Origin of the sequence: Streptomyces sp. NPDC006487, assembly GCF_042870555.1 — a bacterium.
Classification (GTDB): Bacteria; Actinomycetota; Actinomycetes; order Streptomycetales; family Streptomycetaceae; genus Streptomyces.
The window spans coordinates 230030-255029 of the sequence record NZ_JBIAHN010000011.1 but is presented as its reverse complement, the minus strand read 5'-3'; the positions used below and the strand labels follow the sequence as shown (position 1 = coordinate 255029).

Annotated in this window: 18 protein-coding genes and 1 tRNA gene; 15 read left to right on the top strand and 4 right to left on the bottom strand. The window is 67.2% G+C overall.

The genetic code is table 11. The annotated features are described in order from the left end of the window. Window positions 1-64 precede the first annotated feature (64 nt). A complete protein-coding gene (locus ACFYM0_RS21055; protein ID WP_327254468.1) occupies window positions 65-1291 on the bottom strand; it encodes a pyridoxal phosphate-dependent aminotransferase in 1227 nt (408 codons plus the stop codon). 191 nt (window positions 1292-1482) lie between these two features. Between ACFYM0_RS21055 and ACFYM0_RS21050 the strand changes: the two genes are divergently transcribed. The 10 genes from ACFYM0_RS21050 (at window position 1483) to ACFYM0_RS21005 (ending at window position 14985) form a co-directional block, all read left to right on the top strand. Further along, a tRNA-Trp gene (locus tag ACFYM0_RS21050) sits at window positions 1483-1555 on the top strand. A 107-nt stretch (window positions 1556-1662) separates the two neighbouring features. Continuing rightward, window positions 1663-1944, top strand: a complete 282-nt coding sequence (gene secE, locus ACFYM0_RS21045) for a preprotein translocase subunit SecE (protein ID WP_243333337.1) — start codon at window positions 1663-1665, stop codon at window positions 1942-1944. 84 nt (window positions 1945-2028) lie between these two features. After that, a complete protein-coding gene (nusG, locus tag ACFYM0_RS21040) occupies window positions 2029-3000 on the top strand; it encodes a transcription termination/antitermination protein NusG (protein ID WP_388503432.1) in 972 nt (323 codons plus the stop codon). A gap of 180 nt (window positions 3001-3180) precedes the next feature. After that, window positions 3181-3615 (top strand): 50S ribosomal protein L11, encoded by a 435-nt coding sequence (rplK, locus tag ACFYM0_RS21035; protein WP_053682632.1) that lies wholly within the window; start codon window positions 3181-3183, stop codon window positions 3613-3615. A gap of 86 nt (window positions 3616-3701) precedes the next feature. Beyond that, a complete protein-coding gene (gene rplA / locus ACFYM0_RS21030; protein WP_243333339.1) occupies window positions 3702-4430 on the top strand; it encodes a 50S ribosomal protein L1 in 729 nt (242 codons plus the stop codon). A 228-nt stretch (window positions 4431-4658) separates the two neighbouring features. Beyond that, on the top strand, window positions 4659-5600 hold the full coding sequence (locus tag ACFYM0_RS21025) for a hypothetical protein (RefSeq protein ID WP_388503427.1): 942 nt from the start codon (window positions 4659-4661) through the stop codon (window positions 5598-5600). Window positions 5601-5896: 296 nt separating this feature from the next. Then, entirely contained in the window at window positions 5897-6427 is a 531-nt protein-coding gene (rplJ, locus tag ACFYM0_RS21020; protein WP_215023401.1) for a 50S ribosomal protein L10, read from the top strand. Between the two features lie 110 nt (window positions 6428-6537). Further along, the gene (gene rplL, locus ACFYM0_RS21015; RefSeq protein ID WP_385374967.1) at window positions 6538-6918 is read left to right on the top strand and encodes a 50S ribosomal protein L7/L12; all 381 of its coding nucleotides are present in this window, start codon (window positions 6538-6540) and stop codon (window positions 6916-6918) included. A gap of 587 nt (window positions 6919-7505) precedes the next feature. Beyond that, window positions 7506-10988, top strand: a complete 3483-nt coding sequence (gene rpoB, locus ACFYM0_RS21010) for a DNA-directed RNA polymerase subunit beta (protein ID WP_243333342.1) — start codon at window positions 7506-7508, stop codon at window positions 10986-10988. Window positions 10989-11085: 97 nt separating this feature from the next. Next, window positions 11086-14985 (top strand): DNA-directed RNA polymerase subunit beta', encoded by a 3900-nt coding sequence (locus ACFYM0_RS21005; protein WP_388503423.1) that lies wholly within the window; start codon window positions 11086-11088, stop codon window positions 14983-14985. An 86-nt stretch (window positions 14986-15071) separates the two neighbouring features. On the opposite strand, the gene ACFYM0_RS21000 is transcribed toward ACFYM0_RS21005, so the two are convergent. Continuing rightward, a complete protein-coding gene (locus tag ACFYM0_RS21000; protein ID WP_388503420.1) occupies window positions 15072-17546 on the bottom strand; it encodes a YfhO family protein in 2475 nt (824 codons plus the stop codon). Window positions 17547-17928: 382 nt separating this feature from the next. Here ACFYM0_RS21000 and ACFYM0_RS20995 point away from each other — a divergent pair, with 382 nt between their 5' ends. From ACFYM0_RS20995 to tuf, 5 genes are all read left to right on the top strand, one after another. Further along, window positions 17929-18558, top strand: a complete 630-nt coding sequence (locus ACFYM0_RS20995) for an ankyrin repeat domain-containing protein (RefSeq protein WP_388503417.1) — start codon at window positions 17929-17931, stop codon at window positions 18556-18558. A gap of 325 nt (window positions 18559-18883) precedes the next feature. Then, a complete protein-coding gene (gene rpsL / locus ACFYM0_RS20990) occupies window positions 18884-19255 on the top strand; it encodes a 30S ribosomal protein S12 (protein WP_007265893.1) in 372 nt (123 codons plus the stop codon). Between the two features lie 3 nt (window positions 19256-19258). After that, window positions 19259-19729 carry a 30S ribosomal protein S7 gene (rpsG, locus tag ACFYM0_RS20985; RefSeq protein ID WP_215023410.1) on the top strand — a complete coding sequence of 157 codons (471 nt, stop codon included), beginning with the start codon at window positions 19259-19261 and terminating at the stop codon, window positions 19727-19729. A 39-nt stretch (window positions 19730-19768) separates the two neighbouring features. After that, complete coding sequence (gene fusA, locus ACFYM0_RS20980; RefSeq protein ID WP_388503413.1) at window positions 19769-21898, top strand: elongation factor G; 2130 nt, start codon at window positions 19769-19771, stop codon at window positions 21896-21898. Window positions 21899-22046: 148 nt separating this feature from the next. Beyond that, on the top strand, window positions 22047-23240 hold the full coding sequence (gene tuf / locus ACFYM0_RS20975; RefSeq protein ID WP_266912806.1) for an elongation factor Tu: 1194 nt from the start codon (window positions 22047-22049) through the stop codon (window positions 23238-23240). Between the two features lie 171 nt (window positions 23241-23411). Here tuf and rfbC read toward each other — a convergent pair whose 3' ends face one another. Both rfbC and rfbA read right to left on the bottom strand, forming a co-directional pair. Beyond that, entirely contained in the window at window positions 23412-24011 is a 600-nt protein-coding gene (gene rfbC, locus ACFYM0_RS20970; protein WP_388503410.1) for a dTDP-4-dehydrorhamnose 3,5-epimerase, read from the bottom strand. Next, window positions 24008-24883 (bottom strand): glucose-1-phosphate thymidylyltransferase RfbA, encoded by an 876-nt coding sequence (gene rfbA, locus ACFYM0_RS20965; RefSeq protein WP_388503408.1) that lies wholly within the window; start codon window positions 24881-24883, stop codon window positions 24008-24010. Before rfbA ends, rfbC begins: the two co-directional genes overlap by 4 nt. Window positions 24884-25000 lie beyond the last annotated feature (117 nt).

Sequence of the window (25000 nt, the reverse complement as noted above, 5' to 3'; positions counted from 1 at the left end):
CGCCTGAGCGGCGGCTCCCCGTGGGGAAACCGCCGCTCAGGTCAGGCTGCGAACCGCCGGAGGCCTAGGCCTTCGCCTCCGCGAGGAGCTTCTGGATGCGGGAGACGCCCTCGACCAGGTCCTCGTCGCCCAGGGCGTAGGAGAGGCGGAGGTAGCCGGGGGTGCCGAAGGCCTCGCCCGGGACGACCGCGACCTCGGCCTCGTCCAGGATCAGCGCGGCGAGCTCGACGGAGGTCTGCGGACGCTTGCCGCGGATCTCCTTGCCGAGGAGGTCCTTGACCACCGGGTAGCAGTAGAAGGCGCCCTCGGGCGTCGGGCAGAAGACGCCGTCGATCTCGTTCAGCATCCGCACCATCGTCTGGCGGCGGCGGTCGAAGGCCGTGCGCATCTCGTGGACGGCGTCCAGGTTGCCGGAGACGGCGGCGAGCGCCGCGACCTGGGCCACGTTGGAGACGTTGGAGGTGGCGTGCGACTGGAGGTTGGTCGCGGCCTTGACCACGTCCTTCGGGCCGATGACCCAGCCCACCCGCCAGCCGGTCATGGCGTACGTCTTGGCGACGCCGTTGACGATGATGCACTTGTCGGCCAGCTCGGGAACGATCGCCGGGAGGGAGACGAACTTCGCGTCGCCGTAGACCAGGTGCTCGTAGATCTCGTCGGTCAGGACCCACAGGCCCTTCTCGACGGCCCAGCGGCCGATCGCCTCGGCGTCGGCCTCGGAGTAGACGGAGCCGGTCGGGTTCGACGGGGAAACGAAGAGGACGACCTTCGTGCGCTCGGTGCGGGCCGCTTCGAGCTGCTCGACGGAAACCCGGTAACCGGTGGTCTCGTCGGCGACGACCTCGACCGGGACACCGCCGGCCAGACGGATCGACTCCGGGTACGTGGTCCAGTAAGGGGCCGGGACGATGACCTCGTCACCCGGGTCCAGGATCGCCGCGAACGCCTCGTAGATCGCCTGCTTGCCGCCGTTGGTCACCAGGACCTGGGACGCGTCGACCTCGTAACCGGAGTCGCGCAGCGTCTTCGCGGCGATGGCGGCCTTCAGCTCGGGCAGACCGCCGGCCGGGGTGTAGCGGTGGTACTTCGGGTTGCGGCAGGCCTCGACCGCTGCGTCGACGATGTAGTCCGGAGTCGGGAAGTCGGGCTCACCGGCTCCGAAACCGATCACCGGACGCCCGGCGGCCTTGAGGGCCTTGGCCTTTGCGTCGACGGCGAGGGTGGCGGACTCGGAGATGGCACCGATACGGGCGGATACGCGGCGCTCGGCGGAAGGCGTTTCAGAGGTCATGCGGCCAATCGTCCCAGACGGGAAACGAGCGCCGCACGCTGTTTCAGTTACCGGACGGACGCTCCCCGGACGGCGCTGTTCGACGTCAGGGCCCGGACCACGTACACTCAACCGTCGTTGGCCCTCGTCGACCGCTGCAGAGCGTGAGCACACCGTGCACTCGCCTGGATGCGGTAGGTTGAGGGACGCAAAGGGTCGTAGCTCAATTGGTAGAGCACTGGTCTCCAAAACCAGCGGTTGGGGGTTCGAGTCCCTCCGGCCCTGCTCCACACTCCTTCTCGGAAGTGTGTGCGCAGGTACGTACTTAGATGCAGTGCCGTGCGGCGCAACCGGGCGCGGCTACGGCCACGACCCGGATTCAGGTGAGAGACGTGACGGACGCCCTGGGCTCCATCGACATGCCTGACGCCGAGGATGACACTCGCGAGAAGAAGGCCCGCAAGGGCGGCAAGCGCGGCAAGAAGGGCCCTCTGGGTCGTCTCGCGCTGTTCTACCGCCAGATTGTCGCGGAACTCCGCAAGGTTGTTTGGCCCACTCGCAACCAGCTGACGACGTACACCTCTGTGGTGATTGTCTTCGTCGTCATCATGATCGGTCTGGTGACCGTGATTGACTATGGGTTCCAGGAAGCCATCAAGTTCGTCTTCGGCTGATCCCCGCGGAGGGCGGCGCCTTGATGGGTGCCGCCCGTTTTCGCATGTTCGACCACCTTTTGTATCCAGGAAGAAGCAGCCACCGTGTCTGACCCGAACCTGAACGTGAGCCCCGACTCCGTCGAGTCCGTCGAGGACGAGCTCGACATCGTCGAGGCTGCAGACGCTGTGGACCCGGACGAGGCCGAGCTCGCCGACGCCGAGGCGGGTGTCGCCGCCGAAGAGGCCGCGCTGCACGTCGAGGGCGAGGTCGACGCCGAGGCTGATGTCGAGTACTCCAACGACGCCGACGACGCTGACGAGGACGACGCCGAAGAGGCCGACGACTCCGAGGACGCCGACGAGGACGAGGCCGACGAGGCTTCCGACGACGCCGTCGAGGCCGAGGCCGACGACGCGGAGGCCGAAGAGGCCGCCGACGCCGAGCCCGCCGAGCCCGTCGACCCCATCCAGGCCCTGCGCGAAGAGCTGCGTCTCCTGCCCGGCGAGTGGTACGTCATCCACACCTACGCCGGCTACGAGAAGCGCGTGAAGGCCAACCTGGAGCAGCGCGCCGTCTCGCTCAACGTCGAGGACTTCATCTACCAGGCCGAGGTGCCCGAGGAAGAGATCGTCCAGATCAAGAACGGCGAGCGCAAGAACGTCCGGCAGAACAAGCTGCCCGGTTACGTTCTCGTCCGCATGGATCTGACGAACGAGTCCTGGGGCGTCGTCCGCAACACCCCCGGTGTCACCGGCTTCGTGGGCAACGCGTACGACCCGTACCCGCTGACCCTGGACGAGATCGTCAAGATGCTCGCTCCGGAGCTGCAGGAGAAGGCCGCCAAGCTGGCAGCGGAAGAGGCCGGTCTGCCGGCGCCCGCCGTCAAGCGCGCCATCGAGGTCCTGGACTTCGAGGTCGGCGACTCGGTCACCGTCACCGACGGCCCGTTCGCGACGCTGCAGGCGACCATCAACGAGATCAACCCGGACTCGAAGAAGGTCAAGGGTCTCGTCGAGATCTTCGGCCGCGAGACCCCGGTCGAGCTCAGCTTCGACCAGATCCAGAAGAACTGATCCGGGTCGGATCAACCTCTTCTGACTCGCGCTTCCGGACAGGTCAGATTGCCCCCTTGCGGGCGGTCTGACCTGCTCGGTTTTCAGCCTCGCACCGATACCCGTTATCGTGGTGCGGTATGCCTCCATCCGGATGACCGGATTGGCGGCGAAAACTCTCACTAGGACCCGGAGAGAGCAATGCCTCCCAAGAAGAAGAAGATCACGGGGCTTATCAAGCTCCAGATCAAGGCCGGTGCGGCCAACCCGGCTCCGCCGGTCGGCCCCGCGCTCGGTCAGCACGGCGTCAACATCATGGAGTTCTGCAAGGCCTACAACGCCGCGACCGAGTCGCAGCGTGGCATGGTCGTGCCGGTGGAGATCACGGTCTACGACGACCGCTCCTTCACCTTCATCACCAAGACGCCGCCGGCCGCGCGCCTCATCCTGAAGAGCGCCGGCGTGGAGAAGGGCTCTGGCGAGCCGCACAAGACGAAGGTCGCGAAGCTTACGCGTGACCAGGTTCGCGAGATCGCCACGCTCAAGATGCCTGACCTGAACGCCAACGACATCGACGCGGCCGAGAAGATCATCGCCGGCACCGCGCGTTCGATGGGCATCACGGTCGAAGGCTGATTCAGCCACCCCAGCACCACAGTGGTAGGGCCAAGCGCTGGTCCGCACCACGACTCCACACCTGAAGCCACAACACAGGAGCAGAAGTGAAGCGCAGCAAGACTCTCCGCGCTGCGGACGCCAAGGTCGACCGGGAGAAGCAGTACGCCCCGCTCGAGGCCGTCCGTCTCGCCAAGGAGACCTCCACCACGAAGTTCGACGGCACCGTCGAGGTCGCCTTCCGCCTGGGTGTAGACCCGCGCAAGGCCGACCAGATGGTCCGCGGCACCGTGAACCTCCCGCACGGCACCGGCAAGACCGCCCGGGTCCTGGTCTTCGCGACCGGTGACCGTGCTGCGGCCGCGGAAGCCGCCGGCGCCGACATTGTCGGCGACGACGAGCTCATCAACGAGATCGCCAAGGGCAACCGCCTCAACGAGTTCGACGCCGTTGTCGCCACGCCGGACCTCATGGGCAAGGTCGGCCGCCTCGGCCGCGTGCTCGGTCCCCGTGGCCTGATGCCGAACCCGAAGACCGGCACCGTCACGATGGACGTCGCGAAGGCTGTCACCGAGATCAAGGGTGGCAAGATCGAGTTCCGCGTCGACAAGCACTCGAACCTGCACTTCATCATCGGCAAGGTCTCCTTCTCCGATGAGCAGCTGGTCGAGAACTACGGCGCGGCCCTGGACGAGATCCTTCGTCTGAAGCCGTCCGCCGCGAAGGGCCGCTACATCAAGAAGGCCGCCCTCAGCACCACCATGGGCCCCGGCATCCTGCTGGACTCGAACCGCACCCGGAACCTCCTCGTCGAGGAAGACCCGGCCGCGGTCTGATCAGCCCCGAGCCTTCGGGCTCTGAGCCCCACGGCTCGCTGAACGGCCGAATCCGGGCCCTTCACCCCCTTCCAAGGGGGCGAAGGGCCCGGATTTTTTTGTCGGTGGGCGTCGCCGGGCCGCCCCTAACCTGCTCGACAGGCGATCCACACGTGGTTCACAGTGAACTGCCTGCGATGCGCAGGCAGTTTGCGATCGCTCAGCAGTGCGTCATCCAAGGGGTGGGGAATGAACAAGAAGTCCGTATGGACGCGTGCCGGTGTCTCGGTGGCCGCGGTCACCGTCATGGTCGGCGTCGCGGGATGTCAGGACGGAGCCACGAAGGCCGCGGACGAGCCCGCGGCCCAGTCTCCGGCCGCGGTGAAGCAGAGCCCCCTGGCGGCCGTCCAGGCCGCCTACAAGAAGACGGCGGCCGCGAAGTCGGCCAAGGTCCGCATGACGATGACGACGTCGCTGTCGGCGGACAGCAAGGCCGGTGGCGGCACGGTGGAGCTTTCCGGGGTCCAGGGGTGGGACCCGGCCGTCATGGACATCACCATGAAGGGCTCGATGCTCAAGGAGCTCGCCGGCGCGGGCGGCGGGGAGGTCCCCGACGCCATCCGCATGATGATCTCGAACAACGTCATGTACATGGACATGGGCACCGCCAACGCCGCCCAGATGGACGGCAAGCGCTGGATGAAGCTGGACCTGAACGCCGCCGCGCAGGCCGGGGGCGCGGGCGCCGCCGACCTCGGCGCCATGAGCGGCATGAACCAGGACCCGGCACAGCAGATCGCGCTCCTGCTCGACTCGAAGAACCTCAAGCACGTCGGCACCGAGCAGGTCGAGGGCGTGGGCGCCGAGCACTACCAGGGCACGCTGACCTTCGAAGAGATGCTCGCCTCCGACGAGTCCTCCAAGGTGCTGCCCGAGGCCGACCGCGCGGAGCTGGTCGAGACCGTCAGGAAGACCGGCCTCAAGGGCTACGACACGAACCTCTGGCTCAACAAGGACGGCTACCCGGTCCGCATGGCCGTCTCCATGGAGATGGCCGGAGGGAAGATGGACCTGGACGCCTACTACTCGGACTACGGCTCGGCGGCAGCCGTGCAGACCCCGGCCGACAGCGAGACCTTCGACCTCTTCGCGATGCTCAAGGAGATGGGCGGGGCGGGCTCGGGGGCCTGATCGCGGCCTGATCGCGGCCCGGCCCCGGCCGGCCGCGGGCCTCCCGGCTGACCGATTTGCCTGACCGGCGAACGGTCACGTACTCTTCCGGAGAAGCCAAAGACCGCTGGTCGTTGCCGTGCCCGCAAGGGTGCGGTGGCCGAAGGATCCGCTAACCGCGGACGTCCTGCGCAGGTGTTCAAGGAAAGTTCCCGGACTCGCTCCGGTTGAGCTACGCCCTGGCGCCTGCGCCGGGGCGTTTCGTGTTTATGCCCCTTCTGAGCGGTCCTCATCACCCGGAAGGAGGCCGACGCACTATGCCGACGCCCAACAAGGCTGCCGCGGTAGCCGAGCTCACGGACCAGTTCCGCGACTCGAACGCCGCCGTGCTGACCGAGTACCGGGGTCTCACCGTCGCGCAGCTCAAGACGCTGCGTCGCTCTCTCGGTGAGAACGCCCAGTACGCCGTGGTGAAGAACACGCTGACCAAGATTGCGGCCAACCAGGCCGGGATCACCGCGCTGGACGAGCACTTCGCTGGTCCCACCGCGGTCGCCTTCATCACCGGTGACCCGGTGGAGTCGGCGAAGAGCCTGCGTGACTTCGCCAAGGAAAACCCGAACCTCATCATCAAGGCGGGTGTCCTTGATGGTAAGGCGCTCACCGCCGATGAGATCAAGAAGCTTGCGGACCTCGAGTCCCGCGAGGTTCTGCTCAGCAAGCTGGCCGGCGCGTTCAAGGGCAAGCAGTCTCAGGCTGCCTCGCTCTTCCAGGCGCTGCCGTCGAAGTTCGTCCGCACTGCGGAAGCGCTTCGCGTCAAGCTCGCCGAGCAGGGCGGTGCCGAGTAATTCGGCTCGCGCACTGATCCACGCCGCCTAGTGCGTGGGTCAAAGCGGGCCGTTACGCCCGCCTCTATATACATCCGGCACCTGCCGATTTAGTGGAAGGATCGCCCATCATGGCGAAGCTCAGCCAGGAAGACCTGCTCGCTCAGTTCGAGGAGCTCACCCTCATCGAGCTCTCCGAGTTCGTGAAGGCGTTCGAGGAGAAGTTCGACGTCACCGCCGCCGCGGCCGTCGCCGTTGCCGGTCCGGGTGCCCCGGCCGCCGCTGAGGCCGTCGAGGAGCAGGACGAGTTCGACGTCATCCTCACCGGTGCCGGCGACAAGAAGATCCAGGTCATCAAGGTCGTGCGCGAGCTGACCTCCCTCGGCCTGAAGGAGGCCAAGGACCTCGTCGACGGCGCTCCGAAGCCCGTCCTCGAGAAGGTCGCCAAGGAGGCCGCTGACAAGGCTGCCGAGACCCTCAAGGCCGCCGGCGCCACCGTCGAGGTCAAGTAACACCTCTGAGGCCTCTCTGAGGCCTCAACCAAGGGCGATCACCCGTAAGGGTGGTCGCCCTTTGGCGTACCCGGAGTGCCTGATTTGCCCCCGTCTCGTTGGGGAGTAGGGTGATCTTCGTTGCTCTGCGGCAGGGTCCTTCGATGATCCGCTCGGAGCAGGGGGCCTTGACGAACGGGACGCGGCGCGCAATTCTCAGATCCGTCGCGAGATCGGCAGACTCGATCCGAGATCCGAGGCATGGATCGGGCCCGTATCGGGCATGGATCGACTACGAAGAGGGCAGTACTGTTACGCGCTCTGTATGCGAGAGCCGAACCGTTGGACGCAGTTGAAACGACATGGGGAAGGCCTGTTGCCGGTTTCCGGAAACCTGGTCTGGACATCAGTGAGCCTAGTGGCTACACTGACCCTTTGCGCTGCCTGTTAGCTGCCCCCTGCCCGTCGCCAGGGGCATGCCCACGCATGAGCACACTTGATTGAACGGCCCTGAGCTGGTCCTTTGACCAGATGGGGGGCGCTTGTCTTCTGTGTCAGCTGGGACCGGTACGCGCGTAGTGAGTCCGAGCCCTCGGAAGGACCCCCTCTTGGCCGCCTCGCGCAACGCCTCGACCAATACGAACAACGGTGCCAGCACCGCCCCGCTGCGCATCTCCTTTGCAAAGATCAAGGAGCCCCTCGAGGTTCCGAACCTCCTGGCGCTGCAGACCGAGAGCTTTGACTGGCTGCTCGGCAACGCCGCCTGGAAGTCTCGCGTCGAGTCGGCGCTTGAGAGCGGACAGGACGTTCCCACCAAGTCCGGTCTGGAAGAGATCTTCGAGGAGATCTCGCCGATCGAGGACTTCTCCGGGTCGATGTCGCTGACGTTCCGCGACCACCGTTTCGAGCCGGCGAAGAACTCGGTCGACGAGTGCAAGGACCGCGACTTCACGTACGCGGCGCCGCTTTTCGTCACTGCCGAGTTCACGAACAACGAGACCGGAGAGATCAAGTCTCAGACGGTCTTCATGGGCGATTTCCCGCTCATGACCAACAAGGGCACCTTCGTCATCAACGGCACCGAGCGTGTCGTCGTGTCGCAGCTCGTCCGTTCCCCCGGTGTCTACTTCGACTCCTCCATCGACAAGACGTCCGACAAGGACATCTTCGCTGCCAAGATCATCCCTTCCCGGGGTGCCTGGCTCGAGATGGAGATCGACAAGCGCGACATGGTCGGTGTTCGCATCGACCGCAAGCGCAAGCAGTCCGTCACCGTGCTCCTGAAGGCTCTCGGCTGGACCACCGAGCAGATCCTCGAGGAGTTCGGCGAGTACGAGTCCATGCGCGCCACCCTGGAGAAGGACCACACCCAGGGCCAGGACGACGCGCTGCTCGACATCTACCGCAAGCTGCGTCCCGGCGAACCGCCGACCCGCGAAGCCGCTCAGACGCTGCTCGAGAACCTCTACTTCAACCCGAAGCGCTACGACCTCGCGAAGGTCGGCCGCTACAAGGTGAACAAGAAGCTCGGCGCCGATGAGCCGCTGGACGCCGGCGTGCTCACCACCGACGACGTCATCGCGACCATCAAGTACCTGGTCAAGCTGCACGCCGGTGAGACCGAGACCGTCGGTGAGTCGGGTCGTTCGATCGTCGTCGAGACCGACGACATCGACCACTTCGGCAACCGTCGTCTGCGCAACGTCGGCGAGCTCATCCAGAACCAGGTCCGTACGGGTCTGGCTCGTATGGAGCGCGTCGTCCGCGAGCGGATGACGACCCAGGACGTCGAGGCGATCACGCCGCAGACCCTGATCAACATCCGGCCGGTCGTCGCCTCCATCAAGGAGTTCTTCGGCACCAGCCAGCTGTCGCAGTTCATGGACCAGAACAACCCGCTGTCGGGTCTCACCCACAAGCGCCGTCTGTCGGCGCTTGGCCCGGGTGGTCTGTCCCGTGAGCGGGCCGGCTTCGAGGTCCGAGACGTTCACCCGTCGCACTACGGCCGCATGTGCCCGATCGAGACCCCCGAAGGCCCGAACATCGGCCTGATCGGCTCGCTCGCGTCCTACGGCCGCGTCAACGCGTTCGGTTTCGTCGAGACCCCGTACCGCAAGGTCATCGAGGGTGTCGTCACCGACGAGGTCGACTACCTGACGGCCGACGAGGAAGACCGCTTCGTCATCGCCCAGGCCAACGCCGGCCTGTCCGACGACATGCGCTTCACCGAGAACCGCGTGCTGGTTCGCCGTCGTGGTGGCGAGATCGACTACATCGCCGGCGACGACGTCGACTACATGGACGTCTCCCCGCGCCAGATGGTGTCCGTCGCGACCGCGATGATCCCCTTCCTCGAGCACGACGACGCCAACCGTGCCCTCATGGGCGCGAACATGATGCGCCAGGCCGTTCCGCTCATCAAGGCGGAGGCGCCGCTCGTCGGCACCGGCATGGAGTACCGCTGTGCGGTCGACGCCGGTGACTCGATCCGTGCGGAGAAGGACGGTGTCGTCCAGGAGGTCTCGGCCGACTACATCACCGTCGCCAACGACGACGGCACGTACACCACGTACCGCGTCGCCAAGTTCTCCCGCTCGAACCAGGGCACCTCGGTCAACCAGAAGGTCATCGTCAACGAGGGTGACCGGATCATCGAGTCCCAGGTCCTCGCCGACGGTCCTGCGACCGAAGAGGGCGAAATGGCCCTCGGCAAGAACCTGCTCGTCGCGTTCATGCCCTGGGAAGGTCACAACTACGAGGACGCGATCATCCTGTCGCAGCGCCTCGTACAGGACGACGTCCTCTCCTCGATTCACATCGAGGAGCACGAGGTCGACGCCCGTGACACCAAGCTGGGCCCCGAGGAGATCACCCGGGACATCCCGAACGTCTCCGAGGAGGTCCTGGCGGACCTCGACGAGCGCGGCATCATCCGCATCGGTGCGGACGTCGTCGCCGGCGACATCCTGGTCGGCAAGGTCACGCCCAAGGGCGAGACCGAGCTGACCCCGGAAGAGCGCCTGCTCCGCGCGATCTTCGGTGAGAAGGCCCGCGAGGTGCGTGACACCTCGCTCAAGGTTCCTCACGGTGAGATCGGCAAGGTCATCGGTGTCCGCGTCTTCGACCGCGAGGAGGGCGACGAGCTTCCCCCGGGCGTGAACCAGCTGGTCCGCGTCTACGTCGCCCAGAAGCGCAAGATCACCGACGGTGACAAGCTCGCCGGCCGCCACGGCAACAAGGGTGTCATCTCCAAGATCCTTCCGATCGAGGACATGCCCTTCCTTGAGGACGGCACGCCGGTCGACATCATCCTGAACCCGCTGGGTGTCCCGTCCCGAATGAACCCGGGACAGGTCCTGGAGATCCACCTCGGCTGGCTCGCCAGCCGCGGCTGGGACGTCTCCGGCCTCGCGGAGGAGTGGGCCGAGCGACTGAAGGTCATCGGCGCCGACCGCGTCGAGCCCGGCACCAACGTCGCCACCCCGGTGTTCGACGGTGCCCGCGAGGACGAGATCTCCGGCCTGTTCGAGCACACCATCCCGAACCGCGACGGGGACCGCCTGGTCCTCCCGTCCGGCAAGGCGCGTCTGTTCGACGGCCGCTCCGGCGAGCCGTTCCCGGAGCCGGTCTCGGTCGGCTACATGTACATCCTGAAGCTCCACCACCTGGTCGACGACAAGCTCCACGCTCGGTCGACCGGTCCGTACTCGATGATCACGCAGCAGCCGCTGGGTGGTAAGGCGCAGTTCGGTGGCCAGCGCTTCGGTGAGATGGAGGTGTGGGCGCTCGAGGCTTATGGCGCCGCTTACGCCCTCCAGGAGCTGCTGACCATCAAGTCCGATGACGTGACCGGCCGCGTGAAGGTCTACGAGGCCATCGTCAAGGGCGAGAACATCCCCGAGCCGGGCATTCCCGAGTCCTTCAAGGTGCTCATCAAGGAAATGCAGTCGCTCTGCCTCAACGTGGAGGTGCTGTCCTCGGACGGCATGTCCATCGAGATGCGCGACACCGACGAGGACGTCTTCCGCGCGGCGGAGGAGCTCGGTATCGACCTGTCCCGGCGTGAGCCGAGCAGCGTCGAAGAGGTCTGACGGGCCTGACGGGGGGCTCGCTCAAGAGCCCCCCGTCATCCCCGGGACCGTTCAGACCATGATTGAGACTCGACCCCGAAAGAGGGATTGACGCACAGTGCTCGACGTCAACTTCTTCGACGAGCTGCGGATCGGCCTTGCCACCGCGGACGACATCCGAACCTGGTCCCACGGCGAGGTCAAGAAGCCGGAGACCATCAACTACCGCACCCTCAAGCCCGAGAAGGACGGACTCTTCTGCGAGAAGATCTTCGGTCCGACCCGGGACTGGGAGTGCTACTGCGGTAAGTACAAGCGTGTCCGCTTCAAGGGCATCATCTGTGAGCGTTGTGGCGTCGAAGTCACGCGCGCCAAGGTGCGTCGCGAGCGGATGGGCCACATCGAGCTTGCCGCTCCCGTCACCCACATCTGGTACTTCAAGGGCGTCCCGTCGCGCCTCGGATACCTGCTGGACCTCGCGCCGAAGGACCTCGAGAAGGTCATCTACTTCGCCGCGTACATGATCACGTTCGTGGACGACGAGCGCCGCACCCGCGACCTCCCGTCCCTGGAGGCGCACGTCTCCGTCGAGCGCCAGCAGATCGAGAACCGTCGCGACTCGGACCTCGAAGGCCGTGCCAAGAAGCTCGAGACCGACCTGGCCGAGCTCGAGGCCGAGGGCGCCAAGGCCGACGTACGCCGCAAGGTGCGCGAAGGTGCCGAGCGCGAGATGAAGCAGCTCCGTGACCGCGCCCAGCGCGAGATCGACCGCCTCGACGAGGTGTGGGCCCGCTTCAAGAACCTCAAGGTCCAGGACCTCGAGGGCGACGAGCTGCTCTACCGCGAGCTGCGCGACCGCTTCGGTACGTACTTCGACGGCTGCATGGGCGCCGCGGCGCTCCAGAAGCGTCTGGAGTCCTTCGACCTCGACGAAGAGGCCGAGCGCCTCCGCGAGATCATCCGTACCGGCAAGGGCCAGAAGAAGACCCGTGCGCTCAAGCGCCTCAAGGTCGTCTCCGCGTTCCTGCAGACCAGCAACAAGCCCAAGGGCATGGTTCTGGACTGCGTGCCGGTGATCCCGCCGGACCTGCGTCCGATGGTGCAGCTGGACGGTGGCCGCTTCGCGACCTCCGACCTGAACGACCTGTACCGCCGCGTGATCAACCGCAACAACCGTCTGAAGCGCCTCCTCGACCTCGGTGCCCCCGAGATCATCGTGAACAACGAGAAGCGCATGCTTCAGGAGGCCGTCGACGCCCTCTTCGACAACGGTCGTCGTGGTCGTCCGGTGACCGGTCCCGGTAACCGCCCGCTGAAGTCCCTGAGCGACATGCTCAAGGGCAAGCAGGGTCGATTCCGTCAGAACCTTCTCGGCAAGCGCGTGGACTACTCCGCGCGTTCCGTGATCGTCGTCGGTCCCCAGCTGAAGCTGCACCAGTGTGGTCTGCCCAAGGCCATGGCGCTGGAGCTCTTCAAGCCGTTCGTGATGAAGCGCCTGGTCGACCTGAACCACGCGCAGAACATCAAGTCGGCGAAGCGCATGGTCGAGCGCGGCCGCACGGTCGTCTACGACGTGCTCGAAGAGGTCATCGCCGAGCACCCGGTTCTCCTGAACCGTGCGCCCACGCTGCACCGCCTCGGCATCCAGGCCTTCGAGCCCCAGCTGGTCGAAGGCAAGGCCATCCAGATCCACCCGCTCGTCTGCACCGCGTTCAACGCGGACTTCGACGGTGACCAGATGGCCGTGCACCTGCCGCTTTCGGCAGAGGCGCAGGCCGAGGCCCGCATCCTGATGCTGTCCTCGAACAACATCCTGAAGCCGGCAGACGGTCGTCCCGTCACCATGCCGACCCAGGACATGGTGCTGGGTCTGTTCTTCCTCACCACCGACGGCGAGCTCCGTGACGTCAAGGGCGAGGGCCGTGCGTTCGGCTCGACCGCCGAGGCGACCATGGCGTTCGACAACGGTGAGCTGGCTCTCCAGTCGGCCGTCGACATCCGCTTCCCGGTGGGCACCATCCCGCCGCGCGGCTGGGTGGCCCCGGTCGCCGAAGAGGGCGAGCAGGAGTTCCAGCCGGGCGACAGCTTCCGTCTGAAGACGACCCTGGGTCGCGCGCTCTTCAACGAGCTGCTTCCCGAGGACTACCCGTTCGTCGACTACTCGGTGGGCAAGAAGCAGCTCTCCGAGATCGTCAACGACCTGGCGGAGCGCTACCCCAAGGTGATCGTGGCGGCGACGCTCGACAACCTGAAGGCGGCCGGCTTCCACTGGGCGACCCGTTCGGGCGTCACCGTGGCCATCTCCGACGTCGTCGTGCCCGAGGCCAAGAAGGCCATCGTCAAGGGCTACGAGGAGCTGGACGAGAAGGTCCAGAAGCAGTACGAGCGCGGTCTGATCACCAAGGACGAGCGCACGCAGGAGCTCATCGCGATCTGGACCAAGGCGACCAACGAGGTTGCCGAGGCGATGAACGCGAACTTCCCCAAGACGAACCCCATCTTCATGATGGTTGACTCGGGTGCCCGAGGAAACATGATGCAGATGCGACAGATCGCCGGTATGCGTGGTCTGGTGTCGAACGCGAAGAACGAGACCATCCCGCGTCCGATCAAGGCGTCCTTCCGTGAGGGCCTCACCGTTCTGGAGTACTTCATCTCCACGCACGGTGCCCGTAAGGGTCTGGCGGACACCGCCCTGCGTACCGCCGACTCGGGTTACCTCACCCGTCGTCTGGTGGACGTCTCGCAGGACGTCATCATCCGCGAGGAGGACTGCGGCACCGAGCGCGGCCTGAAGCTGAAGATCGCCGTTCGCGGCGAGGACGGCGTGCTGCGCAAGGCCGACGACGTCGAGACCTCGATCTACGCCCGCATGCTGGCCGAGGACGTCGTCATCGACGGCAAGGTCATCGCGCCGGCCAACGTCGACCTCGGTGACGTGCTCATCGACGCCCTGGTCGCCAACGGCGTCGAGGAGGTCAAGACCCGCTCGGTCCTGACCTGTGAGTCCGCGGTCGGCACCTGTGCCTTCTGCTACGGACGCTCGCTCGCCACCGGCAAGCTGGTCGACATCGGTGAGGCGGTCGGCATCATCGCCGCCCAGTCCATCGGTGAGCCCGGTACCCAGCTGACGATGCGTACCTTCCACACCGGTGGTGTGGCCGGTGACGACATCACGCAGGGTCTGCCGCGTGTCGTCGAGCTCTTCGAGGCCCGTACCCCGAAGGGTGTCGCCCCGATCTCCGAGGCCGCCGGCCGCGTGCGGATCGAGGAGACCGAGAAGACGAAGAAGATCGTCATCACGCCCGACGACGGCAGCGAGGAGACGGCCTTCCCGATCTCCAAGCGCGCCAAGGTCATCGTCGGCGAGGGCGACCACGTCGAGGTCGGCCAGAAGCTGACCATGGGTGCCACCAACCCGCACGACGTGCTGCGCATCCTCGGCCAGCGTGCGGTCCAGGTCCACCTGGTCGGCGAAGTCCAGAAGGTCTACAACTCGCAGGGCGTGTCGATCCACGACAAGCACATCGAGATCATCATCCGGCAGATGCTGCGCCGAGTGACGATCATCGAGTCCGGCGACGCGGAGCTCCTGCCGGGCGAGCTCGTCGAGCGGTCGAAGTTCGAGACCGAGAACCGTCGTGTGGTCACCGAGGGCGGTCACCCCGCCTCCGGCCGTCCGCAGCTGATGGGTATCACCAAGGCCTCGCTCGCGACCGAGTCCTGGCTGTCGGCGGCGTCCTTCCAGGAGACGACCAGGGTTCTGACGGACGCGGCGATCAACGCCAAGTCCGACTCCCTGATCGGCCTCAAGGAGAACGTCATCATCGGTAAGCTCATCCCGGCCGGTACGGGCCTCGCCCGCTACCGCAACATCCGGGTCGAGCCGACCGAGGAAGCCAAGGCCGCGATGTACTCGGCCGTCGGCTACGACGACATCGACTACTCGCCCTTCGGCACCGGCTCCGGCCAGGCTGTCCCGCTGGAGGACTACGACTACGGCCCGTACAACGGCTGAGCTCGTTAGCTGGTACGAAGAAGCCCCCCGCCGCTCCGAGAGGAGCGGCGGGGGGCTTCTTCGCGTCCTGGACGGCCCGGCGGGGATCAGGGCCCGGTGCGGCGGCGGCGCAGGCCCGCCACGGTGACCGAGGCCAGGGCCAGGAGGCCGAGGGCGGCCCCGGCCAGACCGGGGGTGAGGCCCTTGGGGCTGAAGGTGCAGGACACCTTGTCCGTGCCCTGCGGGATGTCCAGGGAGACGAGGCCGTGGAAGCTCTTCACCGGGGCGGAGCACTGCCAGCCGGGGACGGCGGTCATCGCGAAGACCGCGGTCCCGGAGGCCTCCTTCGGGAGGGTGGCCTCGATGGTGTGGCCGCCCGCGCTGACCCGGGTGGCGCCCGTGACCGTGAGGCGGCCGACCCTCGTGGCGAGTGCGGCCCGGTCCAGGCAGCCGACGGGGTGCGGGCCGGCGGTGCCGCCCCGGGTACGGGTCCGCACGGTGACGTCGACCCGGCCCGAGGCGGGTACCTCGCCCAGGCGCAGGACCCCGGCCATCCGGTCCTGCAAGGGCCTCTCGGCGCCCCCGAAGGAGAGGGCGCCGTACAGCCGGGGCGAGTACCAGAAGGCTTCGGAGCCGGGGGTGCACCGGGCGGTGTACCGCTGTTTCGCGGCGCTGCCGCCGCGGGCGACGGGCGGGACCTGGTAGACGGTGGCGCCGAGCACCTGCTCCTGGTGGGCGTAGACGCCGCCCGGGGGGTTGGGGGAGGTGTACGGGGCGCTGCGGACGGTGACCAGCGGAGGGGCGGGGAAGGTGCGGGCCGTCCAGCTGTTCTTCTCCGGGCCCGGTTCGGCGCGGGCGCCGATCGAGAAGATCGCGTCCAGGACGGGATTGTCGGCGCCGAAGATGGTGCGGCCGTCGTTCTTGTGGCCGTAGCCGAGGGGTTCGAGGGCCTTGTAGGTGGCCTCGGGGAGGTAGCTGCTGTAGTACTGCGGGCCCTGCGCCCGGAGCGCGAGCGCGTCGTTGTACGAGGTCTGCGGGCCGCCCGAGTCGGTGCGGTACGCGGGCCAGCCCTCGACGGAGCGGACGGCGTCGAAGTGGTTCGTGATCGACGGGCCGGAGGTGGCGATCGGCTTCGCCCAGCGCTCGCGGGCGCGGCGGGCGTCCGCGTTGGCCGCGGCGGCGGTGGATTCGGCGAAGACGACGCCGACCATGAGGACCGCGGCCACGGGGATCAGTAGGCGGTGGCGGTCGCCCAGCGCCAGCAGGACCAGCGCGAGGAGCGACACGGCGCCGCCGCCCAGGACGGCCGGCCAGGTGGTCCCGCCGAAGTCGTGGGTGTGGCGCAGCGCGAAGGCGGCGGCGACCAGCAGGGCCGCCGTCAGCGCCAGGTGCGGCGGGCGCGGCCGGCCGGTCAGCGACAGCCAGGCGATGATCACCACCATGCCGCTGAACACGAAGGTCTCGCGGTACGGGTTGCCGTTGGGCACCGCGAGCCCGTGCCATACGTACTGGGTGGGCGGGAACTGGAACGAGAGGGCGACGAGCAGGGCCGCCCCCGTCCATGCCAGGCGGGTCCTGCGCGCGATCCCCGTGTTGAGGAGGAAGGACCCGGCCAGGATCAGGCCGAGCGAGGCCACGTACAACCGGGGCCGGCCGCCCCACAGGTGGGTGCCCGGGAGCATGCCCGTCAGGAAGGCGTCGATCCGGACGGGATCGAAGGCGGCCGCCCCGGTGGGCTGGGCGGCCCTGCTGGCGAGGAACGCGGGCAGCAGCAGGGGGAGCGTGAGCAGGACGCCCGTCGCGGTGGCCGTCCCGGCCCGCCACGCTGCGCGCAGCCGCTGGGCACCGGTCAGCTCGAGGACGACGAGGCGGACGGCGAGCAGCACGCAGGCGGCCATCGTCGCCATCATCGCGGTGTAGAAGTTCCCGAACCAGGCGAGCGCGACCAGCAGGGCCACGCCGGGCCAGCGGCGGTCCTCCAGGCACCACTCGACGGCGATGCCCAGGAGCGGCAGCGCGACCAGGCCCCACAGCCACATGGGGATGTACGAGGCGTCGCTGAGAGCCCAGCCGCACAGCCCGTAGACGGCTCCGAGGACGCCCCGCTGCCACCAGGGGCCCGGGTGGAGCTTGCCGAGGTAGACGGTCATCAGGGCGGCGGCGGTGCCCATCGTGACCGGGGTGATCGCGAAGACGGCGAGGTCCACGTGGGCGCGGGGGACGAGGACGGCCAGCCACGAGAAGGGGTTGCCGAGGTAGGTGTGGTAGTCGGACAGGAACTGCTGGCCGAAGCCGCCGTTCCAGGTGAAGAGCAGATCGCCGGCGGCCCGGCCGTGCACCAGGTCCCACAGGGCCCGGTGGAAGGGGACGTACTGGTTGGCCTGGTCGTTGACGGCCCGGCCGGTGTCGCCGAAGGGGTAGGTGCCCCGGGCCGCCCAGGACGCGCAGAAGGCGCCCGAGGCGATGAGGAACGCGAGGAGCGGGCCGTGGAAGGGGGTGGCCCGGCGCGGTGCGGGCCGGGGCCGGTCCTGACCGGGGGGCGGGCTGCTCTGCGTCGCGGGCTCGACGGCCAAGATCCCCAAGGGTCTGCTCCCTGCTGGTCGGCTGTCCGACCGGTGGCACACACGGCTGTTCTGTCCGGCTCGGACCAGGAGGGCCGCGATCCGGCGACCCGGGCGAATCCGGCCACCATGGTGCCGCGCGGCGGCTCCGGTTCCACGGCGGCGCACGGCCGGTCCCGTAGGTGCGGGGCCGGGCGCGTCGGCTCCGGCGGGCGGCCGGACGGCTCCCGGCGGGGTGGTCCGGACGCGTGTGCGCAGGGTGCGCCCGCCGGATCCGGCCCCCGGGGTTCCCCCTTTCGGTGGAGCAGGGGGTCTCGGGTTGCCGGGCCCCGGGTTGTCGGCGCTCGAGGGGCCCGGGGAATCTCTGTGGCACGGCGGCCGGGCGGCCGGGGATCATGCGGTCATGGACCTATCGAACCAGCTGGCCAGGGCTGCGGAAGAGGGCGATGCGCCGACGGTGATCCGGCTGCTCGCGGAGGGGGCCGAGGCGGACGCCCCGAACGCGCGCCGGCGTACCCCGCTGGAGCTCGCGGTGAGCGCGGGGCAGGCCGAGACCGTCCGGCTGCTCCTGGCAGCGGGCGCGGATCCGGGCGGGCCGGCGGGTGAGTACGCCGAGCTGACGCCCATGCTCCTGGCGGCGATGCACCCCGACCTCGAGGTGGTCAGGGCCCTGCTCGACGCCGGAGCTCCCGTGGGCCCCCAGGGGGAGATGGAGCTGGTCCCGCTGCCGGTGGCGGCCACCAGCGGGGACGAGGGCCACCCCCACATCGTGGCGCTGTTCCTCGACCGGGGCCAGGACGTCGACGTGGTGATGAGGGGCCGCACGGCTCTGGAGCTCGCGGTCCGCCAGGGGAGGCCGCGGATGGCGCGCTGGCTGCTCGGCCGCGGCGCGAGGGCGACGGAGCACGCCCTGGGCGTGGCCTACCACCGGGCACGGCGCTCGCCCGAGGAGGAGGCGCTGTACAAGCCGCTCTTCCTGGCCCTGTATGCCGCGAGGCCCGGGAAGGACGGCGAGGAAGGGGCCGGCGCCTAGCACATGTGCACCACGGCCGCACGTCGCAGGGCCCGCATCCGGGCTTCGGCCTTGTGGCGACTGGTCAAAGGGCCCTTCGGGCTTCCTGGCCCGGGGCTTTTGTTTTGACCGGAGTGGATGCGGTAGGTACGCTCAGACCTTGTGCCTGGGGTGTGCCTGGGCTCCTGTGCGTGTCCATCAACCGCACCTGAGCCGTATCAGCCACCGCGATTCATGCGTTTCCACGCTTGCGTGGAGGTCCGCCGGATCCGACACACCCGACCGCGTGGGTCGGCAAATGTTCCAGGTTAGCTTCACTACACGGCACACAGAAACCGGAGAAGTAGTGCCTACGATCCAGCAGCTGGTCCGTAAGGGCCGGCAGGACAAGGTCGAGAAGACAAAGACCCCCGCGCTTGAGGCTTCGCCCCAGCGTCGCGGCGTCTGCACGCGAGTGTTCACGACCACCCCGAAGAAGCCGAACTCGGCGCTGCGTAAGGTCGCGCGTGTGCGTCTGACCTCTGGCATCGAGGTCACCGCTTACATTCCGGGTGAGGGACACAACCTGCAGGAGCACTCGATCGTGCTCGTGCGTGGTGGCCGTGTGAAGGACCTGCCGGGTGTTCGTTACAAGATCATCCGCGGTGCGCTTGACACCCAGGCTGTCAAGAACCGCAAGCAGGCCCGCAGCCGCTACGGCGCCAAGAAGGAGAAGTAAAAAATGCCTCGTAAGGGCCCCGCCCCGAAGCGCCCGGTCATCATCGACCCGGTCTACGCATCTCCTCTGGTGACGTCGCTCATCAACAAGATCCTCCTGAACGGCAAGCGCTCCACCGCCGAGCGCATCGTTTACGGCGCCATGGAAGGCCTCCGCGAGAAGACCGGCAACGACCCGGTCATCACGCTGAAGCGCGCGCTGGAGAACGTCAAGCCGTCGCTCGAGGTCAAGTCCCGCCGCGTCGGTGGCGCCACCTACCAGGTGCCGATCGAGGTCAAGCCGGGTCGTCAGTCGACCCTCGCGCTGCGCTGGCTCGTGGGTTACTCCCGCGCCCGCCGCGAGAAGACGATGACCGAGCGCCTCATGAACGAGCTGCTGGACGCCTCCAACGGTCTTGGCGCTGCCGTCAAGAAGCGCGAGGACACGCACAAGATGGCCGAGTCCAACAAGGCCTTCGCGCACTACCGCTGGTAGTCCCAACCCACATCGAGACCGAGAGAAGACTGAGCCGATATGGCTACCACTTCGCTTGACCTGGCCAAGGTGCGCAACATCGGCATCATGGCTCACATCGACGCGGGCAAGACGACCACCACCGAGCGCATCCTGTTCTACACCGGTGTGTCTTACAAGATCGGTGAAGTCCACGACGGCGCTGCCACGATGGACTGGATGGAGCAGGAGCAGGAGCGCGGCATCACGATCACGTCTGCCGCGACGACCTGTCACTGGCCGCTCGAAGACGTCGACCACACCATCAACATCATCGACACCCCGGGTCACGTTGACTTCACGGTCGAGGTGGAGCGTTCGCTCCGCGTCCTCGACGGTGCCGTCACCGTGTTCGACGGTGTCGCCGGTGTGGAGCCGCAGTCCGAGACCGTTTGGCGTCAGGCGGACCGCTACGGCGTCCCGCGCATCTGCTTCGTCAACAAGCTGGACCGCACCGGCGCCGAGTTCCACCGCTGTGTCGACATGATCAAGGACCGCCTCGGTGCGGTTCCGATCGTCATGCAGCTCCCCATCGGTGCCGAGATGGACTTCCAGGGCGTTGTCGACCTGGTCACCATGAAGGCGTTCGTCTGGTCCGCCGAGGCGACCAAGGGCGAGATGTACGACATCGTCGACATCCCGGACACCCACAAGGAAGCCGCTGAAGAGTGGCACGCCAAGCTGGTCGAGACGGTCGCCGAGAACGACGACCAGATCATGGAGCTGTTCCTCGAGGGCGTCGAGCCCACCGTCGAGCAGCTGCACGCCGCTGTGCGTCGCATCATCATCGGCTCCAAGGGTGAGAGTGGCGCCACCGTCACCGCGGTGTTCTGTGGCACGGCGTTCAAGAACAAGGGCGTTCAGCCCCTGCTCGACGCCGTCGTCCGCTACCTCCCCTCGCCCCTGGACGTCGAGGCCATCGAAGGCCACGACGTCAAGGACGCCGAGGTCGTCGTGAAGCGCAAGCCGTCTGACGAGGAGCCCCTCGCGGCGCTCGCGTTCAAGATCATGCGCGACCCGCACCTCGGCAAGCTCACCTTCGTCCGGGTTTACTCGGGCCGCCTGGAGGCCGGCACTGCGGTGCTGAACTCCGTCAAGGGCAAGAAGGAGCGCATCGGCAAGATCTACCGCATGCACGCCAACAAGCGTGAAGAGATCGAAGCGGTGGGCGCCGGTGACATCGTCGCCGTCATGGGCCTGAAGCAGACCACCACCGGTGAGACGCTGTGTGACGACAAGAACCCGGTCATCCTGGAGTCCATGGACTTCCCGGCCCCGGTCATTCAGGTCGCCATCGAGCCCAAGTCCAAGGGTGACCAGGAGAAGCTGGGTGTCGCCATCCAGTCTCTCGCGGAGGAGGACCCCTCCTTCCACGTTCACTCGGACGAAGAGACCGGCCAGACCATCCTCGGTGGTATGGGCGAGCTGCACCTCGAGGTGCTGGTCGACCGTATGAAGCGCGAGTTCAAGGTCGAGGCCAACGTCGGCAAGCCGCAGGTCGCTTACCGCGAGACGATCCGCCAGACGGTGGAGCGTCACGACTACACCCACAAGAAGCAGACCGGTGGTACCGGTCAGTTCGCCAAGGTGCAGATCGCGATCGAGCCGATCCTCGAGGCCGACGGTCCGGCGTACGAGTTCGTGAACAAGGTCACCGGTGGCCGCATTCCGAGGGAGTACATCCCCTCGGTCGACGCGGGTGCGCAGGAAGCCATGAAGTTCGGCATCCTCGCCGGCTACGAGATGACCGGCGTCCGCGTCATTCTTCTCGACGGTGGCTACCACGAGGTCGACTCCTCCGAGCTCGCCTTCAAGATCGCCGGTTCGCAGGCCTTCAAGGAGGCCGCGCGCAAGGCTTCTCCCGTGCTCCTCGAGCCGATGATGGCCGTCGAGGTCACCACGCCGGAGGAGTCCATGGGTGACGTCATCGGTGACATCAACTCCCGTCGTGGCCAGATCCAGGCCATGGAGGAGCGTCACGGTGCTCGCCTCGTGAAGGGCCTCGTGCCCCTCTCGGAGATGTTCGGCTACGTCGGAGACCTCCGCAGCAAGACCTCGGGTCGCGCCAGCTACTCGATGCAGTTCGACTCCTACGCCGAGGTTCCCCGGAACGTCGCCGAGGAGATCATCGCGAAGGCCAAGGGCGAGTAACTCTTCCGAGTACACGCTTTAGGCTTGTCACCGGAGCCTCAGGGGCAACAGGAGTAACCCTCCCGTTGCCCCGGGGTACCGGCTTTCCAGCAAAGATCACCTGGCGCCGATCTGTAAGGCGTACAGAACCACTCTCCAGGAGGACCCCGTGGCGAAGGCGAAGTTCGAGCGGACTAAGCCGCACGTCAACATCGGCACCATCGGTCACATTGACCACGGTAAGACGACCCTCACGGCCGCCATTACCAAGGTGCTGCACGACGCGTACCCGGACCTGAACGAGGCCTCGGCCTTCGACCAGATCGACAAGGCTCCCGAAGAGCGCCAGCGCGGTATCACCATCTCCATCGCGCACGTCGAGTACCAGACCGAGGCGCGTCACTACGCCCACGTCGACTGCCCGGGTCACGCGGACTACATCAAGAACATGATCACCGGTGCCGCGCAGATGGACGGCGCGATCCTCGTGGTCGCCGCCACCGACGGCCCGATGCCGCAGACCAAGGAGCACGTGCTCCTGGCCCGCCAGGTCGGCGTTCCGTACATCGTCGTCGCCCTGAACAAGGCCGACATGGTGGACGACGAGGAGATCCTGGAGCTCGTCGAGCTCGAGGTTCGTGAGCTCCTCTCCGACTACGAGTTCCCGGGCGACGACCTTCCGGTCGTCCGCGTCTCCGCGCTGAAGGCGCTCGAGGGCGACAAGGAGTGGGGCGAGAAGCTTCTCGGCCTCATGGCTGCCGTCGACGAGGCGATCCCGACCCCGCCGCGTGACACCGAGCTGCCGTTCCTCATGCCCGTCGAGGACGTCTTCACGATCACCGGTCGCGGTACCGTCGTCACCGGCCGTATCGAGCGTGGTGTCCTGAAGGTCAACGAGACCGTCGACATCATCGGTATCAAGGAGACCAAGACCACCACCACGGTCACCGGTATCGAGATGTTCCGCAAGCTGCTCGACGAGGGCCAGGCGGGCGAGAACGTCGGTCTGCTCCTCCGTGGCATCAAGCGCGAGGACGTCGAGCGCGGCCAGGTCATCATCAAGCCCGGTTCGGTCACCCCGCACACCGAGTTCGAGGCCCAGGCCTACATCCTGTCGAAGGACGAGGGTGGCCGTCACACCCCCTTCTTCAACAACTACCGTCCGCAGTTCTACTTCCGTACCACCGACGTCACGGGTGTTGTCACCCTGCCGGCCGGCACGGAGATGGTCATGCCGGGCGACAACACCGAGATGACGGTCGCGCTGATCCAGCCGGTCGCCATGGAGGAGGGCCTCAAGTTCGCCATCCGTGAGGGTGGTCGTACCGTGGGCGCCGGCCAGGTCACCAAGATCACGAAGTAATTCGTGTTCTGACCTGGTAGCTCGCGCGAGCGGGCACCATGTTTGACAGGAGGGCCCCTTCCCCGTCGTTCACGCGACGGGGGAGGGGCCCTTCGTCGTACGGGCACACGTGCCGAGGGCCGCACCCCCGGGGGCGCGGCCCTCTCGCGTACGCGGCTCCCCGATCGGCGGCTACTTCTCCCGCAGGGACTCCGTGAACTCGACGCAGGCGGCATAGTCCGGCAGCAGGCCGGAGGCGGTGGCCTCGGCCAGAGAGGCGGCCGCGTCGTCACGGGCCGACAGCAGCGGAACGTCCGCTGGCCAGTCGATGCCCAGGTCGGGGTCGAGCGGGTGGACCGAGTGCTCACCCGTCGGGTTGTACGTCTCCGAGCAGAGGTAGGACAGGGTGGCGTCGTCGGTCAGCGCGCAGAAGCCGTGGCCCATGCCCTCGGGGAGGTAGACGGCGCGGCGGTCCAGGTCGTCCAGGCGGACGCCTTCCCAGCGGCCGAAGGTCGGGGAGCCGACGCGGACGTCCACGATGACGTCGAGCACGGCGCCGCGCACGCAGGTGACGTACTTGGCCTGGCCGCGCGGGACGTCGGCGAAGTGGATGCCGCGGACCACCCCGCGCTGGGAGACCGAGAGGTTGGCCTGCGCCAGCTTCAGGGGGTGCCCGACGACCTCGGCGAGGCGGTCGAAGCGGTACCACTCCATGAACATGCCGCGCGGGTCACCGTGCTGCTGGGGCGTGATCTCGAAGGCGCCCTCGATGGAGAGCTCGCGGAACTTCATCGGGCGGCCTCCTCTTCGAGTAGACCGATCAGGTAGTCCCCGTATCCGCTCTTGGTGAGCGGCTCGGCCAGCGTGCGCAGCTGCGCGGAGTCGATCAGGCCCGCCCGCCAGGCGGCCTCCTCGATGCAGCCGATCTTGAAGCCCTGTCGTTCCTCGATCACGCGCACGAACTCCGAGGCCTGCACCATCGAGACGAAGGTGCCGGTGTCCAGCCAGGCGGTACCGCGGTCGAGGATGGTGACCTTCAGCTGTCCGGCCTGGAGGTACGCGTCGTTGACGGCGGTGATCTCCAGCTCCCCCCGGGCGCTGGGCTTCAGCCCGCGGGCTATCTCCACGACCTGGTTGTCGTAGAAGTACAGGCCGGGCACCGCGTAGCGGGACTTGGGCTTGTCGGGCTTCTCCTCGATGGATATCGCCTGGCCGTCCTCGTCGAACTCGACCACGCCGTACGCCGTCGGGTCCGCCACCGGGTACGCGAAGACCCGGCCGCCCTTGCAGTCGGTGTGCAGCGCGAGGCGGGTGCCGAGGCCGCTGCCGTGGAAGATGTTGTCGCCGAGGATCAGGGCGACGGAGTCGTCGCCTATGAAGTCGGCGCCGAGGACGAAGGCCTGGGCGATGCCTTCGGGGCGTTCCTGGACGGCGTACTCCAGCCGGATGCCGAACTGCGAGCCGTCGCCGAGCAGGCGCTCGAACTGGTCGCGGTCGTCCGGGGTGGTGATGACGAGGATCTCGCTGATCCCGGCCATGACCAGAGTCGAGAGCGGGTAGTAGATCATCGGCTTGTCGAAGACGGGCAGCAGCTGCTTCGAAACTGCCCGCGTCAGCGGCCAGAGTCGGGATCCGGTGCCGCCGGCCAAGAGAATTCCACGCATGGCGCCACAGTATGCGAGGGGGCGGGGCAGTTTCCGGTTAAGTCCGTGCCCGGTGCGGCACGCGGCTAATGTTCACTTCATGTGCATCCTGGTGAGGGGCGGATTCCGGCCCAGACG

Bases quoted from the DNA above. Each gene is read 5' to 3' on its own strand.
- ACFYM0_RS21055 (WP_327254468.1), bottom strand. From the start codon at position 1,291: ATGACCTCTGAAACGCCTTCCGCCGAGCGCCGCGTATCCGCCCGTATC.
- rfbC (WP_388503410.1), bottom strand. From the start codon at position 24,011: ATGAAGTTCCGCGAGCTCTCCATCGAGGGCGCCTTCGAGATCACGCCC.
- ACFYM0_RS21025 (WP_388503427.1), top strand. From the start codon at position 4,659: ATGAACAAGAAGTCCGTATGGACGCGTGCCGGTGTCTCGGTGGCCGCG.
- fusA (WP_388503413.1), top strand. From the start codon at position 19,769: ATGGCTACCACTTCGCTTGACCTGGCCAAGGTGCGCAACATCGGCATC.
- rpsG (WP_215023410.1), top strand. From the start codon at position 19,259: ATGCCTCGTAAGGGCCCCGCCCCGAAGCGCCCGGTCATCATCGACCCG.
- rplK (WP_053682632.1), top strand. From the start codon at position 3,181: ATGCCTCCCAAGAAGAAGAAGATCACGGGGCTTATCAAGCTCCAGATC.
- rplL (WP_385374967.1), top strand. From the start codon at position 6,538: ATGGCGAAGCTCAGCCAGGAAGACCTGCTCGCTCAGTTCGAGGAGCTC.
- rfbA (WP_388503408.1), bottom strand. From the start codon at position 24,883: ATGCGTGGAATTCTCTTGGCCGGCGGCACCGGATCCCGACTCTGGCCG.
- rplJ (WP_215023401.1), top strand. From the start codon at position 5,897: ATGCCGACGCCCAACAAGGCTGCCGCGGTAGCCGAGCTCACGGACCAG.
- ACFYM0_RS20995 (WP_388503417.1), top strand. From the start codon at position 17,929: ATGGACCTATCGAACCAGCTGGCCAGGGCTGCGGAAGAGGGCGATGCG.